Origin of the sequence: Leptospira perolatii, assembly GCF_002811875.1 — a bacterium.
GTDB classification, from domain to species: domain Bacteria; phylum Spirochaetota; class Leptospiria; order Leptospirales; family Leptospiraceae; genus Leptospira_B; species Leptospira_B perolatii.
Genome location: NZ_NPDZ01000007.1, coordinates 117,178 through 135,466 on the forward strand (window position 1 = coordinate 117,178; position 18,289 = coordinate 135,466).

18 protein-coding genes are annotated in these 18,289 nt (G+C 39.3%); all 18 read left to right on the forward strand.

Translation table 11 applies throughout. The features are described 5' to 3' along the window. Window positions 1–5: 5 nt before the first annotated feature. The 18 genes from CH373_RS12280 to CH373_RS12365 all read left to right on the forward strand — a co-directional run bounded on the left by CH373_RS12280 (window position 6) and on the right by CH373_RS12365 (window position 18,270). Window positions 6–989 (forward strand): aminotransferase class IV, encoded by a 984-nt coding sequence (locus CH373_RS12280; RefSeq protein WP_100713243.1) that lies wholly within the window; start codon window positions 6–8, stop codon window positions 987–989. 16 nt (window positions 990–1,005) lie between these two features. Next, window positions 1,006–1,779 (forward strand): SDR family NAD(P)-dependent oxidoreductase, encoded by a 774-nt coding sequence (locus tag CH373_RS12285; protein WP_100713344.1) that lies wholly within the window; start codon window positions 1,006–1,008, stop codon window positions 1,777–1,779. Further along, a complete protein-coding gene (locus tag CH373_RS12290) occupies window positions 1,780–2,607 on the forward strand; it encodes an SDR family oxidoreductase (protein WP_100713242.1) in 828 nt (275 codons plus the stop codon). A 140-nt stretch (window positions 2,608–2,747) separates the two neighbouring features. Continuing rightward, on the forward strand, window positions 2,748–3,587 hold the full coding sequence (locus tag CH373_RS12295; RefSeq protein ID WP_423789764.1) for an FkbM family methyltransferase: 840 nt from the start codon (window positions 2,748–2,750) through the stop codon (window positions 3,585–3,587). Between the two features lie 279 nt (window positions 3,588–3,866). Then, on the forward strand, window positions 3,867–4,850 hold the full coding sequence (locus CH373_RS12300; protein ID WP_100713240.1) for a Gfo/Idh/MocA family oxidoreductase: 984 nt from the start codon (window positions 3,867–3,869) through the stop codon (window positions 4,848–4,850). Further along, window positions 4,835–5,800, forward strand: a complete 966-nt coding sequence (locus tag CH373_RS12305; protein ID WP_207761450.1) for a Gfo/Idh/MocA family protein — start codon at window positions 4,835–4,837, stop codon at window positions 5,798–5,800. Before CH373_RS12300 ends, CH373_RS12305 begins: the two co-directional genes overlap by 16 nt. After that, window positions 5,797–6,495 carry a hypothetical protein gene (locus CH373_RS12310; protein ID WP_100713239.1) on the forward strand — a complete coding sequence of 233 codons (699 nt, stop codon included), beginning with the start codon at window positions 5,797–5,799 and terminating at the stop codon, window positions 6,493–6,495. Before CH373_RS12305 ends, CH373_RS12310 begins: the two co-directional genes overlap by 4 nt. Further along, on the forward strand, window positions 6,492–7,373 hold the full coding sequence (locus CH373_RS12315; protein ID WP_100713238.1) for a 6-hydroxymethylpterin diphosphokinase MptE-like protein: 882 nt from the start codon (window positions 6,492–6,494) through the stop codon (window positions 7,371–7,373). The genes CH373_RS12310 and CH373_RS12315 overlap by 4 nt, the downstream gene beginning before the upstream one ends. 1 nt (window position 7,374) lies before the next feature. Beyond that, the gene (locus CH373_RS12320; RefSeq protein WP_100713237.1) at window positions 7,375–8,562 is read left to right on the forward strand and encodes a glycosyltransferase family 9 protein; all 1,188 of its coding nucleotides are present in this window, start codon (window positions 7,375–7,377) and stop codon (window positions 8,560–8,562) included. Between the two features lie 176 nt (window positions 8,563–8,738). Beyond that, entirely contained in the window at window positions 8,739–10,511 is a 1,773-nt protein-coding gene (locus tag CH373_RS12325) for a hypothetical protein (protein ID WP_125169940.1), read from the forward strand. A gap of 118 nt (window positions 10,512–10,629) precedes the next feature. Beyond that, window positions 10,630–11,475 (forward strand): SDR family oxidoreductase, encoded by an 846-nt coding sequence (locus CH373_RS12330; RefSeq protein ID WP_100713235.1) that lies wholly within the window; start codon window positions 10,630–10,632, stop codon window positions 11,473–11,475. Between the two features lie 15 nt (window positions 11,476–11,490). After that, window positions 11,491–12,510 (forward strand): glycosyltransferase family 2 protein, encoded by a 1,020-nt coding sequence (locus CH373_RS12335; protein ID WP_100713234.1) that lies wholly within the window; start codon window positions 11,491–11,493, stop codon window positions 12,508–12,510. 39 nt (window positions 12,511–12,549) lie between these two features. Further along, window positions 12,550–12,978 carry a cupin domain-containing protein gene (locus CH373_RS12340; RefSeq protein ID WP_100713233.1) on the forward strand — a complete coding sequence of 143 codons (429 nt, stop codon included), beginning with the start codon at window positions 12,550–12,552 and terminating at the stop codon, window positions 12,976–12,978. Then, on the forward strand, window positions 12,975–14,132 hold the full coding sequence (locus CH373_RS12345; RefSeq protein WP_100713232.1) for a DegT/DnrJ/EryC1/StrS family aminotransferase: 1,158 nt from the start codon (window positions 12,975–12,977) through the stop codon (window positions 14,130–14,132). Before CH373_RS12340 ends, CH373_RS12345 begins: the two co-directional genes overlap by 4 nt. 6 nt (window positions 14,133–14,138) lie before the next feature. Further along, window positions 14,139–14,942, forward strand: coding sequence for a class I SAM-dependent DNA methyltransferase (locus tag CH373_RS12350; RefSeq protein ID WP_100713231.1), 804 nt, complete (start codon window positions 14,139–14,141; stop codon window positions 14,940–14,942). A gap of 107 nt (window positions 14,943–15,049) precedes the next feature. Further along, the gene (locus CH373_RS12355) at window positions 15,050–16,171 is read left to right on the forward strand and encodes a glycosyltransferase family protein (protein ID WP_125169938.1); all 1,122 of its coding nucleotides are present in this window, start codon (window positions 15,050–15,052) and stop codon (window positions 16,169–16,171) included. Between the two features lie 40 nt (window positions 16,172–16,211). After that, entirely contained in the window at window positions 16,212–17,009 is a 798-nt protein-coding gene (locus tag CH373_RS12360; protein ID WP_100713229.1) for a class I SAM-dependent methyltransferase, read from the forward strand. A 16-nt stretch (window positions 17,010–17,025) separates the two neighbouring features. Beyond that, the gene (locus CH373_RS12365; RefSeq protein WP_100713228.1) at window positions 17,026–18,270 is read left to right on the forward strand and encodes a glycosyltransferase family 4 protein; all 1,245 of its coding nucleotides are present in this window, start codon (window positions 17,026–17,028) and stop codon (window positions 18,268–18,270) included. Window positions 18,271–18,289: the final 19 nt, after the last annotated feature.

Below are 18,289 nucleotides of genomic sequence, written 5' to 3' on the forward strand. Positions count from 1 at the left end.
GTTAAATGCAAGATAGCGGTCGCGTAGTTTTTATGAATGGAAAGTTGGTTTCGGAATCTGATGCAAAGATTTCGATTTATGACTCAGCCCTAATGTTTGGAGATATGGTCTTCGAAATGACCAGATCATTCAAAAAGAAACAATTTAAGTTAAGGGAACACCTAGAACGACTTTTTTGGGGGATAAAAATTCTCCGAATTCCACTGAATCTGACGATCGAACAGATGGAAAAACATTGTTACGAAACGATTGAGGCCAATGATCACCTCTTCGGAGCGGATGACGAGCACCGGCTAATGATCGATGTATCTAGGGGCACTCTGGGAATCTACCAAGGTGTTCATGGTTTGCATAAAGGGCCTAACGTGGTGATCGCAGATTTTCCGCTAAGATGGACTGTGGCAGGAATGGGCACTTTATTTGATACTGGAATCAATGCTGTGATTACATCGCAAAGAGCAATTCCTGGAACATTGCTCGATCCGAAAATCAAAAATCGAAGTAGAATACACTATCTTATGGCGAACATAGAGGCCTCGATGATTCCTGGTGATAATAATTGGGCTCTATTATTAGATCCGGAAGGTTTTATAGCCGAAGGAACCGGAGATAATTTTTTTATAATAAAGGATAATTGCATAATCTCTCCAGAAGGTAGAAATATTCTGAGAGGGATTTCCAGGGATTATGTGATGAACGAACTCGCTACGCAGTTAGGAATGACAGCCATGGAGAAAAATATAGAACCTTATGATGTTTTTACCGCGGACGAAGCATTCATGACGGGCACTCCCTTTTGCATGCTACCGGTGACTCAATTGAATGGACTTCCAATTGGTAATGGCGCGGTGGGTAGCGGGTTTAAGAAGCTAATCAATCAATGGTCCGAAAATGTCGGAATTGATATCGAGAAACAAATCAAGATTTGGAATAATACTGATTCTGCTAACAAATCGGATGCCCCGACTCCGTACCGCTTCAAAAAATAATTCAGTAAAAGATAATTTGAATCTAGAGTTAGGAAACAAGAAAGTAATTATCTCAGGGAGTTCTCGTGGGATTGGACTAGCAGTTGCTAAAGCTTTCTTAAGCGAAGGTGCAAATGTCGGCCTGATTGCGCGAGGACGAGAAAAGTTAGAAAGCGTATACCTTCAATTAAAAGCAGAATTCGGAGTCCAAAGGGTCTCAATGTATTTAGCAGACACAACGAATTCTATAGAAGTAAGATCAGCGATAAAGTACTTCGAATCCAATTTAGGCGGAGTTGATATACTGGTCGCAAATGTAGGAGATGGCCGTAGTGTAAAAGATCCTCTGCCCTCGGAAGACAGGTTCTTGCAAACATGGAATATTAATTTTCGCTCAAGTGAAATCGTCGTGAGGGAATCGCTTGATCTATTGAGGGCCGCAAAAGGAGTAATTCTTTTTATAGGCTCCATCGCTGGACTTGAGTCAATCGGGGCGCCGACCGATTATTCAGTGGCAAAATCTGCTCTCTTGACTCTGTCAAAGAATCTAGCTAGAAAGTTGGCTCCTGAAATTCGTGTGAATTGCATTAACCCTGGAAATGTTTTCTTTCCAGGAGGAAGCTGGGAAGAAAAACAGAAAATGGACCCCGATCTAGTGAATAAGATCATTCAGGATTCTGTCCCGATGAAGAGGTTCGGTAGCCCGGAGGAAATTGCTGATTCTGTTCTATTTCTTTGCTCAGACCGGGCTAAGTTTATTACTGGGGCTTGCCTTACGATTGATGGCGGTCAGACGGTTAGTTATCATTAAATGTTAAGTTCATTATTTTCGCTCAAAAACAAAATCGTAGTTATTACTGGTGCAGCCGGGTTGCTTGGAAGGCAACATGCAGACGCGGTTGCAAGTGTCGGAGGAAACCCGGTCCTTCTTGACCTTCAGCTGAATCCTGTACTTGAACTTGCCAAATCTCTAAATGAAAAATATGGAGTTGCGGCTTCTGGATGGGCAGTAGATATAACGGATGAAGAAGCGATCAGGATTAATTCAGGTAAGGTATCAGAACAGTACGGTAGAATAGACTGCCTCGTAAACAATGCTGCGAATAATCCCAAAGTCGAAGTCGGCTTGGATAAGAAATTTTCTCGGTTGGAAAATTTTCCAATTGGTGATTGGAATGCAGACATTACGGTCGGGTTGACAGGCTCCTATCTTTGCGCGAAATATTACGGATATTTGATATCTCAAAACCCCGAAGGTGGCAGTATCGTAAATATTTCATCCGATTTAGGACTGATTGCTCCGGATCAGCGATTATACCGAAAAGAAGGTTTGAAAGAGAATGAACAGCCGGTGAAGCCGGTTACTTACTCAGTTGTAAAAGCCGGATTGATCGGATTAACACGCTACCTTGCGACTTACTGGGCTGAAAAAAATGTTCGATGCAATGCTATTTGTCCAGGCGGCGTGGAGAATAACCAGGATAAGCTATTTCTAGAGAGGATAATTGATAAGATTCCTCTTGGCAGAATGGCGCAGCCGGATGAATACCAGGGATTACTCGTATTTCTTCTGAGCAGTGCTTCCAGTTATATCAACGGTGCAATCATCTCCGCCGATGGAGGACGGAGCACTTGGTAATTTGTTTTCACAAAGTATACAACGATATGACCGTGCTTTCTTCTACTTGGCGCGTTGGCTCGCCTTGGATTCACATGGATTTTGGACAAGGTTTGATACAGTTGCTTGAGGAAGTCCGAAGAGAGGGGTAGTATATGGCTATTATAAGGGGAATAAAAAGATTATTCTTTAAACTGGGCAGCATTGCTTTTTCGCTGCTAAGATTAACAACTTTTGGAAGAGGCTTCTTGGAACGGATACTCGTTTCATTGATGAGGAATAAGGCAACTATCGTTCACAATGATATTACATTAACATTTGCAGTGCCTAATCAGATGAATTACTTTCGTATAGAAACCTTTTCTAGTAAGGAGCCGGAAACTCTAGAGTGGATTGATGCAATTCCGAAGAATTCAATACTTTGGGATATTGGTGCTAATGTTGGACTTTATACTTGCTATGCAATCAAATCACGAAATTGTAAAGTCTATTGCTTCGAACCATCGGTTTTCAATGTTGAACTGCTTGCTCGGAATATTTTTATGAATAATTTGGTATCAAAGGCGGTAATAGTCCCATTGCCTTTAACGAGCATTGTGACCGAGAGTTCTCTCAACATGAGTTCAACTGATTGGGGAATGTCTTTATCATCGTTTGGTCAATCTTATGGTCATGATGGTAAGGAGTTAAACAAACAGTTTGAATTTAAAACGATTGGAATTTCTATGGATCAGTGTATAACTTTACTAAATTTACCATCACCAGATTACATTAAAATGGATGTGGACGGGATCGAACATCTTATTCTCAAAGGAGGAAAGAAGGTCTTAAGGAAGGTGAAGGGCATCATCATTGAGATAAATGAAGAATTTGAAGAGCAAAAAAAACAGTCTGTTGCTTTGTTAAAAGCAGCGGGACTCAAATTTAAAGAGAAACGTCACGCCGATAAATTCGAAAATGGCGAATTTAGGAATACATACAATCAAATCTGGGTGAGATAGAAACTGCTCGAACTTCAAAAATGCAAATTAATATTTTGGAACTTTGACGGCGTAGTTAGAGAGTCTATCGAAGGGAAAACGAATACTTATGTTCAATTATTTTCCTCTTTTAATGAAGAGCGAAGGGCAAAATCAAAACGCGCCATGAAGGGAATAGGGGAAAATCTATATTCGAAAAGATGCCCTTATATCTAGATTGAGCAGGCGAGAACCTATTCCGTCCTGGAAATATAGAAATTTGGTTTATAAAGATACTTTAAAGTTATTAAAAGCGGATCAATGAGTGAATTATTATTAATAGGAGCTGGCCAGTTAGGAAGCAGACATCTTCAAGGTCTGTCAAGAGTTCCAGGAGATAATCGCATTTTTGTAATAGACCCTTCTCGCGAATCCTTGGTTAGGGCAGAGAGCAGATTGACAGAGGTAACAGATCGAAATACAAAGAATCTTTACTCTTTTCAAACTAGCTTTGATTCAGTTTCGGAAAATATTGATCTTGTAATTGTTGCTACTAATTCCGACGTAAGGAGAGAGGCGCTTGATAGTTGCATATCGCGAGGTAAATTTAAGAATTTAATTTTAGAAAAATTTCTCTTTCAGAAAAAAGAAGATTTTTTTGAAGTTCAGAAAACTCTTAAAACTAAGAATATAACTGCCTGGGTGAACTGTGCGCGCAGAGAATTTCCTGAATTTCAAACGCTTAAAGAAAAATTCCGAGGTAACCCGATTCAGGAAGTTTCAGTATCCGGATCTAATTGGGGAATGGGATGTAATTCGATTCACTTTGTCGATTTGATTAGCTATCTTTCTGATAGCATCGAATATACTCTCGAAGGTAATGATTTAATGCAGGAATTGTATGAGACGAAAAGGGTTGGCTATATAGAATTTCTGGGAAGTATTCAAGGAAAATTCGACAAGGGGCCACATTTTACAATCACATCAACTTTATCGGAAGGACAAGGAATTCAGATATTCATCAAGTCAGCCACCTTTTCAGCCCTAATATTTCAAAGTGAGCAACGAGTGTTATTTCTTCAAAAGGATGGAGAAAATCAGTTGGAAACAGTTGAGCCATTCTTGATCCATTATCAGAGTGATCTCACTTGCAAGGTTGTTACTTCCATACTTGAAACTGGAAAATGTAATTTAACGAAATATGATGAATCGGCAAAGTTACATATGCCACTCTTCGACTTATTTCTTAATCATTACAAGAAAATTTCAGGAAATCTAACGGAGCTTCGGTGTCCTATAACTTAAACCAAAAGGTGTTACTGGTCGGTGCCGGTCCAATGGCGGTAGATTATGCAAAGGTTCTTACTGCAATTCAGATTAATTTTGATGTAGTAGGATTTGGCCAATCTTCTGCAGAAACCTTTCAGAAAAAAACCGGTGTTTCGGTTGTAACCGGTGGTATTAAAAACTATTTAAAAGAGAATTCAAATGAGGTTTATTCAAAAGCAATTGTAGCCGTCGGAATTGAAAAGCTAAAGGAAACAACCGAGAATTTGATCGATCATGGAATTAAATCTATTCTGGTCGAGAAACCCGCAGGCTTGAACTTTCAAGAAATTTCAGATTTAGCAAAAATCGTTCAAAAGGAAAAAGTGAATGTGTTTGTTGCTTACAACCGGCGGCATTACGCCTCTGTACAAAAGGCTAGGGAGCTTATAGAGAAAGATGGTGGTCTGCTCTCTATTCAATTTGAATTTACCGAGTGGGCACATGTAATAAAAGATCTGAATAAAAGTGCTGAAGCAAAAGCAAATTGGTTTTTAGGTAATTCGACTCATGTCCTGGATCTGGCCTTTTACTTTGCAGGTAAGCCAATTAAAATTGCTTCATTCAAATCTGGAAGTCTTGCATGGCATGAAAACGGATCCATCTTTGTCGGTTCCGGAATAACAGAGACTGGAGTTCTTTTTAGCTATCATTCCAATTGGGAGTCTGCAGGGAGATGGGGATTGGAACTAATGAGTAAGAGTCACAGATTGATTCTTAGACCCCTAGAGAAATTACAAATTCAGAAAATCGGAAGCGTTGATGTAGAATTCGTGGACCTCTCAGATGAATTCGATCAGAAATTTAAACCTGGATTGTTCCTTCAAACAAAGTCATTCTTGGAAGATGACGGCTTACTAATTCCAACATTAGAAGACCATAATCAAAACTGCCAAGTATTTGAGAGTATTTTGATGGGAGCTAAATGAGATCACTTATGCGGATCTTAATCGTGGCAGATTCACTAGGTATGCCTAGAAAGGACTTAGAGTTGGAGAAGGTCTGGACCTATCGCATTTCGGAATTTTTCCTTAATAAGAATAATATTATACCTTTTCTTATTAGAGGGGGCACAACAAACAATTTAGTTGAATCAATGGGCGACTATCTAAATCATTTTAAACCTAATTGCGTTATCGTTCAGTTGGGTATATGCGATTGTGTTCGAAGAGGAATTCCACAAAGGTATCTGAGAGTCATTCAAGCGATTCCATTTCTATCAAAAGTTGTACGAAAGATCGCTAAGAAATATCATTATTTCTTAACAAAGATATTTGAAAATAGATACGTCGAACCTGTTAAATTTCGAGAGAATATTGTGAGTTTTATGCAGGCTGCATCGGAAAAAAAAGTAAACGTATACTTCATTCGGATTGCTAGTCCGGGAAATTATCTAGTTAGAATGACATTCAATGCAGAAAAAGATATAAATGCTTACAATCAAATTTTGCAAAATGAATGTGCCAAATACTCGAATTCTAAGTATTTAGACCCATTTGCCCATAAGGCTGTAGCTGAATATATTTTTGAAGTAGATGGTCATCATATTAATGAATTGGGCAACGATCTGGTATTTAAGATCGTTAAAAAGGAAATCCAAGGATTGCACAAAAAAAAGGCATGATAAAAAAAATTGCAGTAGGGTTCCTAAGGCGATGCATCGCTTTCGTGGCTACGGTTAAAGGAAAGTTACTCACATTTGTTCGGAGAACTTTTCCATATTTGGGCATTTTTTATAACGAGAATGATAGAAAAATATTTTCGCTCCGAAAAAGATATGAAGGCGAGTCCTGTTTTATCATAGGAAACGGTCCTAGTCTGACCGCCGATGATCTAGAGCTTGTCAAAAAGACCGGTTTTAGATCCTTCGGAGTCAATAAAATATATTTAATATATGATCAAACAGATTGGAGGCCAGATTTTTATGTGTGTGAGGATGTGCCATTCATTGAATCTGCTCTGAGTGGGATCGAGGCTGTCGAGGCTAAGATTAAGTTTTTGACTAAAGTGAAAGGATTGTCAGAGACGGAAGGCACGATTTGGATTAAAAGAATCGAAACCTACTTTGATGCAAAGCCTCAGTTTTTTTCAAATCCGATACCGCATGTTTTTTGCGGACAAACCGTGATATATATTTGTATGCAATATGCTTTATATATGGGGTTTAAAAAGATCTACCTTTTGGGAGTGGATTTTAATTGGAAATTAGACGGAATTGAGCAGGATGAAAAATATCTTAGCGTGATCACGAAAGATGAGAATCATTTTCACCCAGAATATTTTAAGCCAGGTGAAAAGCAATATTTGCCCACGAGAGATCATTATAATTTTATGATTAAATGTCTCGAATTGGCGCGTAAAGTGAGCGGAATACAAGACACGACTATATACAATGCTACGCGAGGAGGCAAGCTGGAAGTTTTTGAGAGGATTTCACTTGAAGATTTGCTGCTTTCTATTCCTGCATCAAAAGAGAAATTGCATTCTTTAGGTCAGTCATAAATTGCAAAAGAAGATACTTTTGATTACGGATAGGCCAGTTGACAAGAGATTTTGGGACTATTGGCTATTTACTAAGTTTGAAGAATGTTTTTCCGCCGAATGGAAAATAGAAATTGTAGCTTTAGCGTATTTGCATGATTTCACGGCTCCGTCAAATTTTGTTCCGCACCCAAAGTTTGTGTTAAGAATTTTTGAAAGCGAAGCAGATTTTCTGAAATTTCTTGGTAATTTCAATTCAAGGGAGGTCTTGCTACTTTTGTATACTTGGGCCAAAGTGAATTTTTTTAATAAAATTATCGATTTGATAGAAATTAAGAGATTCGAATATATTTATCTAATGCATGGAGAAGGGGATAATATTATAAAGCCATTAAGTTCCTCTCGATCTGATCTACTTTCTGAGCTTTTGGATGGCTTGATTTGGGCGCTTCGAATTCTAAAAAGAGTATTTCAGAGGCGTGGTCCGGCCTATTGGTTGAATGGAACTCGAGCTAGGTATAGAGCGCAATTACCGGATGCTGCACCGATCGGATTTCGAACTAAATTCCCCGTAATAGGGTTGCATACAATCGATCAACTACGCGAGGCAAAGACAGTTTTGCATGTTAAGGGACAAAAGATAGCGGTATGGTTGGATCAAAATGTGCCATTTGTAAATCAATTTGGAATTTCTTTCGATGTTGATATGGTTAGCTATTATCAAACACTTTCAGGATTATTCGAATCGCTTAGGGAGCAGGGTTATCAAATATATTTTTCCTTTCATCCTGAATCAGATAGTGAAAAAAACTCTAATGTGGTTCTGCCATCCTTGCCGCCTTATATTATTCCCTATCAAGGATCGTCAGCAGACGTTATATCTTTCGCAGACTTAATTGTGACTCACAATAGTACGGCTTGCTACATGGCTGTTGCCTTAAACAAGCCGATCCTCTTTGTGCTTTTTTCCCACGTAGATAAGCAGTATTGGATCGACGGTACTAAGAATTTGGGAAGAGCTTTGGGAATGCCGGTGCTTATGTTTACAGAAGGGAAATCTTGCAAAATAGAATTCGAAAAAATAGAAGTAAATCCAAGGCTGTATAAGAAATTTCAGAAATTCTTTATTAATGGTCAAAATAAATTTTCCCCCTCTTATAAAATAATGTCCGCTTATATTCAGAAAGCCGGAATGAAAGTTTTTTCTTAATGTCGAGACAATTCATTGTTATTAGTAGTTTGCCTGAAGCAATGCCGAAGGGTGTTAATCCGAGTGAAGTTTTATACTTTGGTCCTTGGTGTTTTTTGGATAGGCCTGATATAAATGTATTAGAATATAAGAAATATGAAATGTTGCAAAGTCCTTGGTCAAAAGAGGATCAAGAAATGCATAAGGCCTTTGATTATGTATCGGAATTGACACTAAGGCTGGTCGATGCATTGGGCGAAGCATTCAATTCCTATTATGGCGTAGCAAAATCCAAGACTTTTTGGAAATCCGTCTTGATCATACATTGTAGGCTAATTATTGAAGCGATTTATGATAGGTACTGCAGATTGAGTCTGATTTCGGGCCTTCCTGAATGCCTAGTTTTAGAAACTCCCGAAAAGCGACTTCGTCTGGATAGAGGTAAGGACTTTTGCTTAGAGCTGGTTTATTGGTCCTCTTTTGATTGGGCGCTTTCCTCTCATATATTAATATATTCCGATCTAAAAGAAAAAGTAAGGCTTAATTACATAAAAAGCTACAATGAATTGTCTCCATTGCTGGAAAGTGATCGTGCACACTATGAACTTTCTTTAAAAGTTTTTTATAGTGAGTTTCAAAGGGAGAGAAAGTTTAGAGTTTCAAATTTTTTTCCAAGAGTTGAACACAGATCGTTGTCTTCTGTTGTTCTTTTCCATCACAATGGAAGGGAATATAAAAATGATGAACCCCTTATTACTGGTAATCTGAATCGGTCGAATAAACAGTTTAGTATATATTATGCAGGGATTCCTACAAAATCAAAGGGAAGAATCCTAAAGTTTCAAAAAGTGCTTCTGAAATATCGGGAGAATTTTTCACGAAGCGAGTTTGAGAGCTACGTCTTCGACAGAATATTGGATTTCTTGCCTGAAAGATTTTTTCATCAAAGAATCCCTATCGAAAGTAATTTGCGAACACTGAACATATCCATTCCAAGTGGCAATATTCTCGATGCCGAAAACCGAGAGAATCATGGGTTACATTATTCGATTCAGCACGGCGGAGGTTACGGTAATCACGCTCGTTTAGCGATTGAATGGAACGAGCTAATTACTTCCGATGGCTTGTTAACATGGGGGTGGGACCAAAGTACGAGCTACTCTGCCGGCATATGCATTCCGCTTCCAAATTTAAAGTATAAATCGACACCATGCCGTCAGGGTGTTACAAGTAAAAACGTACATAAAATAGGAATTGCTACTACATCGTACTGGATGAGGCCATTTCGATTAAGCAAGGCCTGGCTTCCAGAATATAGGTTGAAATCATTGCAAATGTTTCACGGTTTTATGGAGGCAATTTTGGCTCAGATCCCGAAGGGATCTTTAACAGTGTCGTTATATAACAATGAACTTGGCATCAAGTTTGAAGATGTGAAAGGTAGATTAAAAAATGATTCTAGAGTTGAATGGAAAAAAATGTGCGCTTCTGAACTCCGAGACCATTCAGATCTGATTATTATTGATCATTTTGGAACATTCATATTGGAAGCTCTAAGGGCGAATGTCCCAACGAATCTGATTCTATTGAAAGAAACGATGGATCTAAATTCGGAGACTATGATGTTTCTGAGTCGAATGGAAGAAGTTGGAATAGTTCATTACACTGTGGAAAGTCTTGCCGATCATCTGTCAGAAATAAAAAACAATCTGGATTTATGGTGGAATAATCCTGAACTTCAAAGGGTTCGTCAGGATTTTATCCATCGTTTTGCATGGACAGATGATAACTGGATCGGGATTTGGAAAGAATTTATAGAAGCACATACTTGGCTTTCAGAACCGGTATTGCCCCTGAAAAGTGTTCCTATCTACGTTGAAGTTTTTTCTTTCTGTTTCACCGTTTTAGTAAAAGTGAAAATTCTTATTAAAGGTTTACTTCGCTTTGCGCAGGGCGCAATTTCTCGGTGAAAGAGCAGAATGGCCTCCCTTACTTAGATAAATAATAATCTTGCGAACGAGAGTTTATAGTTCTAATGATTTTTATTTGCAGTCAGTTTTGTTTGAAGAATCTTTTAGGAATTAGAAATTGAAAAAGATTTTAATCACCGGTTCTTCCGGGTTTATTGGAGGAAATTTAATCGATCAGCTTTCGATCGGAGAAATTATCCCAGTATTTGGTCCAAATACGAAGCAAGATGGCGGTATATCGATTGATTTGACTGTCGAGCAGAACGTACAAGACCTTTTTGATGTAACAAAACCCGATATCATCATCCATCTTGCGGGGAATAAAGATCTTGTAAGTTGTGAGAATCAGTTCGAAGAAGCTTCGAAAATAAATGTGGATGCAGTTAAGTTTATTTCTGAAAAAGCAAGAGGGACGGGTTGTAAGATTATCTATTTTTCTACCGATTACGTTTTTGATGGCCAAAGCGGAAACTACACGGAAAACTCGAAGCCTAATCCAAAATCGAAGTACGGCCAGATGAAATTGGCAGGAGAGAATATTGTTTCAACTTCAGGCTGCCGTTATGCGATCATTCGCTCCGGTGCTGTTTATGGAAAAGGCGCCAAGTTTTTAAATTGGGCTCGCCAAAGTTTGGAAAAAGGAGAGCGAATCCAGGCAATCAATGATAGTTACTTTACACCTACCTTTATTGAAGATATCGCAAAGGCGTTGCAGGTAATCATTCTGAAGAATTTTGAAAAAATAATTCATGTCGCAGGTCCGGATCGAGTTTCTAGATTCGATATGATTCGTATGATTAGTAGCAAATTGGGGATTCGAGATCCTAAAATAGAGCCAATCTCTTTGAGAGACGCGAATATGTCTTTTTTTCCAGATCTTTCATTAGATTCTTCGAATATGTTGTCTATCTTAGGTTTTGAGCCAACTTCTTTAGAAGAAGGCCTATCAAAGGTTTTACATTAAGTTTAGAAAAGTGATATGACGGTGTCTTCAGAATTTTCCGTTTCCTATGTCGTAACTACCTTCAATCGTGGAAATTTAATCCAGCGGACGATTGATTCTATCCTCGCTCAACATGCGGAAAACGTTAAGTTCGAGGTGGTAGTAGTCGATGGGGGATCGACAGACGACACTACGAGAGTTTTGGAAAGATTGTATAAGGCAGATCTTAGAGTCAAAGTCGTGCAGGATCCATCACCAGGAGTAATGCCGTCCCGGCACACAGGGGCAAAGAATGCTTCCGGTTCGATCATCGTATTTATTGAAGACGACGTTAAGCTCGAACAGGGGCACTTGGGTGGGGTTGTATCAGCTTTCTCTAATGAAGAGATTCACCTTGCGGGAGGACCCTGCTTGCCAGAGTTCAGAGATTGCGAGGCTCCAGATTGGTTTGAAGGGCTTTGGTCCCGGGTGGATGGAATTGAAGGCGGAAAGATGTGCGGGTGGTTGAGTTTGATTGATCTCGGAAGCAAACCGATTCAAATCGATCCCACTCTAATCTGGGCTTTGAATCTGGCGATTCGAAGGAGCACTTTATTTGAGTTAGGCGGCTTTCATCCGGATCTGTCTCCTCCGAAATTCAAGGCATACCAAGGAGATGGTGAGGTTGGTCTAGCACTGAAAGCTTGCGAAAAGGGGTTAAAGGCGGTGTACTCCCCGAATATGAAAGTATGGCACGAGATTACAGCGGAAAGGTTTACTCTCCAATATCTTGAAAAGCGTTTCTATTTTCAGGGGATCTCGGAATCGTACACCAAAATTCGCAAAGAAAGAAGTGTAAAATTCCCTATAAAAGAGATAATCAAGTTTCTATATTTTACATTACTAAAAGTTAAACATGTATTTTCAAAGGAACCCTTGAAAAAGGTCTTTATAGGAACTCAAATCGCTTATGCAAAGGGCTATATTTTTCACAATCGTGCAACAAAACATAGTGATCATCTAAGGCGATGGATCTTTCAGAATAATTATCTCGAGCAAAACGTTCCGAGTATTTAGAAAAGCATATCGAATATTTATAATAAAAGGAAATTTGCCATGATCGAAGAAATTTTACACGGCGACCGAATGCTTGCGCTCATTCTAAGGTCAAATTTCAAAAAAGAGGGTATCGAATTTTTTACTCCGCCGGAGTTTTCCCAACAGCTCGCATATATGAATCGTCCGAAGGACTATATTATTCAACCCCATGTACACAACTCAGTTTCTCGAAGTGTAGAATATACGAAAGAGGTGCTATTTATAAAATCAGGAAAGGTTCGGGTAGATTTCTTCACTGATTCAAAGGAATATTTGGAAAGCAGAGTTCTAGAGACGGGCGATGTGATTCTTTTAGCATACGGTGGGCACGGTTTTTATATGTTGGAAGCGACGGAAATGATAGAGGTCAAACAAGGACCTTATGCCGGTGAGCACGACAAATCCAGATTTATCGCAGACTCATTTGAACCGAGGATTGTTGAGTGAATTCTCGAAAATTTATTCCGGTTTGTGAACCAGCGCTTTTGGGTAACGAATTGGAATACGTAACATCCGCGGTGAGGGATGGTTGGATTTCTTCGAACGGAGAATTCGTGGGTAAATTCGAAAAATCCTTCTCTGAATATTCACAGACAAAATTTGGCGTAGGAGTCTGCAACGGAACGGTCGCATTACATGTTGCGTTAAGCGCATTAGGAATCGGTCCTGGGGACGAGGTGATCATTCCGGATTTTACGATGATCGCAACTGCGTTTGCTGTGACATACACTGGTGCCATGCCTGTGATCGTTGATGCGGATCCGGAAACCTGGAATATCGATCCGACTTTAATCAGAAAAGCTATCACAAAAAAGACGAAGGCAATCATTCCTGTTCATATCATGGGGTTAGTTTGCGATATGGAAGAAATTCTAAAGATCGCTAAAGAATATAACCTGTCTGTCCTTGAGGACGCCGCGGAGGCTCACGGTGCTACTTACCAAGGGAGGAGAGCAGGATCCTTCGGAGATATTTCTGCCTTTAGCTTTTATTCGAACAAGAACCTGACCACCGGAGAAGGTGGCATGGTATTGACGAACAGAGAGGATTACTATAAGCGAGTCCTCTATTTTAAGAATTTATGTTTTCCTTTAGAAGGAGAGCGAAACTACTTTCATGAAGATATCGGTTTTAATTATCGGATTTCTAATCTTCACGCCGCGATCGGACTCGCTCAGATAGAGAAAGCTGATGAATATAAATCTCTAAGAAGAAAGAACAATCAAGAATATCGAAAGTATTTTGCAGGAAATCCTAAAATTCGACTGCAGTGGCAACCGGGAGATTCAAAGAAGACTGGGTATGATCCTAAAGACGAACACGTGCATTGGATGAACTCTATCGTCATCGACCCCGATAAATCAAAAGTGACTCGGGATGAATTGATGCGAGAATTAAAAGCAAGGGGAATCGACTCTCGGAAATTATTTATGGGAATGAGCGTGCAACCTTCTTTAATCAGATATGGATGCAATATGAAGGAACTGAAACCAGTTTCACAATTATTAGGTGAAAACGGTTTGTATCTCCCTTCCTCCTCAACTCTAAATTCGGAAGATATAAAGTATATTTCCGAGACAGTTCTTCAGATACTTGGATAATTGAGAATGAATAACTTTATAGAATATGCCAAATACTACGATCTATTGTATAAGGATAAGGATTACGAAGCGGAAGCAGAGTATATACATTCGGTAATACAAAGATACACTGGAAAAAGCGGAGAAGGTTCTATTTTAGAATTCGGTTGTGGGACCGGAAAGCATTCCGTTCTACTTGCAAAGAAGGGTTACAGTGTTTGCGGGGTCGATCAATCCTCCGAAATGATTTCCCTTGCGCAAAATCGACTGAAAGAAGAATCGATTCAGATACAGAAAAGAATTCAGTATTTTGCTTCCAATGCGAGTGAGTTGGAACGTCCAGAAAAGTATGATGTGGTAATTGCTCTTTTTCATGTAATAAGCTATCAAACTTCCAATCACGATTTGAACCTTTTTCTACAGAGCGCAAGAAAGCATTTAAAACCTGGAGGATTATTTTTATTCGATTTTTGGTATGGGCCTGCGGTATTGGGCGAGCGTCCTGAAAATAGAATCAAAAGGGTCACGGATTCGAATCTGGAAATTATGAGAATAGCTGAGCCTGTTCTCCGATTTCGTGAAAATATTGTCGATGTCCATTACATGACAATCGTAGAGAAGGGTGAAAGCCAAGCTCCAGTTAAGATCACTGAGCTTCATAGAATGCGCTACTTTTTCGAGCCGGAACTTCAACTTTTCCTAGATCACAACGACTTTGAACCTACTTCGCTTAGCAACGGAAGGTCCTATTTTTTTGAGGAATGGATGACATCTTCTCTTCCCACACAAAAAACATGGGGAGTTCTTTGCGCTGCGAAGGCAAAAGTCTGAATCTTTTCAGCTTTGTAACGGAAACTTTCTTTGAATTTCTTTCTACACCTAAGTATGAATTTCTCAGATGGCCTATTAAGTTTTTCTTATAGGAGAAAAATACTGTGGTGAGTATTTTTACAGCCTACAAATGGCTAAACATTTCAACTCCATTGATCGAAACAATACAATATTTCTTGGATAAAGGCGAGAAAGTATGCTTATACGCCTTAATCGCGGAAGGAATTGATAAGAATGGTCATGGGTTGCCTACAATAAATCATCCGAATTTTAGTGTAGTGACAGTTCGCCCATTTAGAGGTTCTAGATTTCCCATTTTAAAAGTACTGCTCGGTATATATATATATATCCATAATATTACGAATTTTAGATTTACCAAACTTTGCTTGGCTTTCGACCCGGGTGGTCTCTATCTCAGTATTGCAAGTGTTGCATTAGGGAGAAAAAAACTTATTTATCATTCACTTGAGATTTCGTCTTATCAATCCGTAGAATTTCTTTTTGAAAAAATTGCCGTAAAATTCGCAGATATAGTTCTAACTCAAGATCTGAGCAGAGCCCGAATCCTTTCTGTATTATACTCTCGTACACTAAGCACGATAGATTTTGTTCCAAATAGCACTTCAGGGAAAATTATCAAGAAAAGAGCCGATGTGTTTCGGGAACTATTTTCAATACCCAAGAGAAAGAAAATAGCATTGATGACTGGTAGTATCATTCCTCAAGCAGGAGCGTATGAAATCGTCGGCAGTGTTGGTCAGTGGCCTAAGGATTGGGTGCTCGTCATCAATGGGTGGATACCATATACCGATCTAGAAGCGTGGGTAAGTACAATCAAAAAAAAATTCCCTGACAAAGTTTTCTTAAATACTAATTTGTTCGATCAAACTCGCAAGTTCGAAGTGTTTTCCTCGGTGGATGCATGTTTCGTATGGTTCGAACCATTGGATCTGAATCTGAAATATGCGCTATGTTCCGCCGGAAAAATGTATGATTCAACAAGGGTCGGAACTCCATTAATCTTCAACAAAATTCCGGGAGCGACCAGAACATTCAGTCATTTTAATATAGGTGTAATGTCGGAAAATGGAACACGTATACCGCATGCTCTAAAAGAAATCGGCAAGAAGAATAGTAAATACCAAGAAAACAGTTTCAATTTTTTCAAATCACAAGAGTTTACAAAGAGTTATGATTCCTTACTCAAAAAATATTCGATAGCTATATGAAAGATAAATATAGGTTCTTTAAAGGATCGGACAGAAACAAATGAAACTCTTGAATCTAGGTTGCGGAGTAAACTTTCATCCAGCATGGACAAATGTGGATTTTGTAAAAACTGGAGAAGGTGTAATAAAAGCGGATTTGAGAAGAGGGATTCCTTTCGCATCAGCTAGTATTGATGTCGTTTATCATTCGCATGTATTGGAACATTTTGAGAAGTCCGACGCGATTTTATTTCTGAAAGAATGCTACAGAGTATTAAAACCGGGCGGCATACTGCGGATAGTTGTTCCGGATTTAGAAAGAACTGTTAGAGAATATTTACGTATTTTAGATTCGGCTGTTAAAGAGGAAAGTAGCGCAGGCCAAAAGTATAGTTGGATTGTCGTTGAATTAATCGATCAGTTGGCTCGAAATCAAAGCGGTGGATTGATGGCTTCCTATTGGAAAAGCATGAATAAAGAGGAAGAGAATTACGTAAAGGAAAGAGTAGGCGAAGAGCCGTTTCGAAATCCACCGAACTTGACAAAGAATCGATCCATTTCGAACTATCTTTTTTCACTCCTAAGGAAATGCAAAAACTTAGCCTTAAAGCTACTCCTCGGCCGAGAATATCATTCTTTGCGTGTTGGTAGATTTCGTTTGAACGGTGAACCTCACCTGTGGATGTATGATCGCTTTTCTCTACCAATTGCTGTAGCTTCAGCAGGCTTTGCTAAACCGCGTATAGCTGATGCCTTTCGATCTTCGATTCCGAATTTTCATGAGTACGGCTTAGATGTTGATCCTGAAGGAAATATTCGTAAACCAGACTCTCTTTTCCTAGAAGCTATAAAGTCATAGATCAGAAAATTCTTTCGTGAGATCCCTTCAAATCAACCAAAGCGATACATTTGGTGGCGCAGCAATTGCTTCCTATCGGCTGCATCAGGTACTTTTACAAAAGAAAATAGATTCTAAGCTACTTGTGGGAACGGTGCGTGAAAGAGATCCAAATATCGCTCGAGTCCCGAGATACCTACTTGCAGAAAAGGTAATACGCCAGTTTACCCGGCGCATCGGTTTGAATTATTTGGAGTATTTTCGCTCGCTTCGAATCGATCGGCATCCATTTGTTGAGAATGCAGATGTTGTGAATCTGCATAATCTGCATACTGGGTATTTCAATTATTTAGCTATTCCCCGTTTGTCGAAAAAGAAGCCACTGGTGCTTACGATGCACGATATGTGGACGATCACTGGGCACTGCGCTTACAGTTTAGATTGCGGAAAATGGGAGTCAGGTTGTGGAGCTTGTCCTTATCCGAATGTTTATCCTGAGATTCGAATGGATTTAACGAAACTGGAGTGGCGCCTGAAATCCTGGGCATTCGGAAAACCTAGAATTACCGTAATAACTCCGAGCCTTTGGCTGAAGCAAATTGCGGAAAAAAGCTTATTGAAAAACCAAGAAATATTACATATTCCGAATGGTCTTAATTTAAAAATTTATAAACCATTGCCTAAAGCAGTAAGTAGGAAACGCTTAGGAATTGGCGCAAGAGACTTTGTTATCATGTTTGCGGCACACGATCTAAGTGACCCGAGAAAGGGGCTTTCCGATATTGTTTCTGCCGCGATTACTCTCTCCGAAGAGAGCGTCGTTCGCAGGAAAATTACTTTATTGCTACTCGGCCAAAATAGCAATATACCTAAGAATTTGTTCCCTGATAGTATAAATGTAGTGATGCCGGGGTACTTAAACGACGACCAAGATAAGGTACATTGTTTTTCTGCCGCGGATGTTTTCTTTTTTCCGACCCAAGCCGACAACCTACCGATCGTCTTACAGGAAAGTATGGCTTGCGGGACGCCGATGATTTCTTATCCGGTCGGGGGTGTGCCGGAACTAGTTCGTGATGGAAAAACCGGGATGATCATTCAAAAGGGAGATCGCAGGTCATTGGTGCATTCTTTTCGTACTTTGTTGCAAGATTTGGAGTTTGCCAAAAGACTATCTAACAACTGTCGACGGTTAGCCGAATCGGAATATTCGGACGAGTTGCAAGCAGAGAGATATATTAAAGTTTATAAAAATGCGATCGAGAAATTTAGAAAATCTTAAAATGCCTTCTGGATTCGTG

Excerpts from the sequence above, each read along its gene's own strand:
- CH373_RS12335 (WP_100713234.1), top strand. The coding sequence starts at position 11,491 with ATGACGGTGTCTTCAGAATTTTCCGTTTCCTATGTCGTAACTACCTTC.
- CH373_RS12350 (WP_100713231.1), top strand. The coding sequence starts at position 14,139 with ATGAATAACTTTATAGAATATGCCAAATACTACGATCTATTGTATAAG.
- CH373_RS12290 (WP_100713242.1), top strand. The coding sequence starts at position 1,780 with ATGTTAAGTTCATTATTTTCGCTCAAAAACAAAATCGTAGTTATTACT.
- CH373_RS12360 (WP_100713229.1), top strand. The coding sequence starts at position 16,212 with ATGAAACTCTTGAATCTAGGTTGCGGAGTAAACTTTCATCCAGCATGG.
- CH373_RS12340 (WP_100713233.1), top strand. The coding sequence starts at position 12,550 with ATGATCGAAGAAATTTTACACGGCGACCGAATGCTTGCGCTCATTCTA.
- CH373_RS12315 (WP_100713238.1), top strand. The coding sequence starts at position 6,492 with ATGATAAAAAAAATTGCAGTAGGGTTCCTAAGGCGATGCATCGCTTTC.
- CH373_RS12300 (WP_100713240.1), top strand. The coding sequence starts at position 3,867 with ATGAGTGAATTATTATTAATAGGAGCTGGCCAGTTAGGAAGCAGACAT.
- CH373_RS12280 (WP_100713243.1), top strand. The coding sequence starts at position 6 with ATGCAAGATAGCGGTCGCGTAGTTTTTATGAATGGAAAGTTGGTTTCG.
- CH373_RS12325 (WP_125169940.1), top strand. The coding sequence starts at position 8,739 with ATGCATAAGGCCTTTGATTATGTATCGGAATTGACACTAAGGCTGGTC.
- CH373_RS12310 (WP_100713239.1), top strand. The coding sequence starts at position 5,797 with ATGAGATCACTTATGCGGATCTTAATCGTGGCAGATTCACTAGGTATG.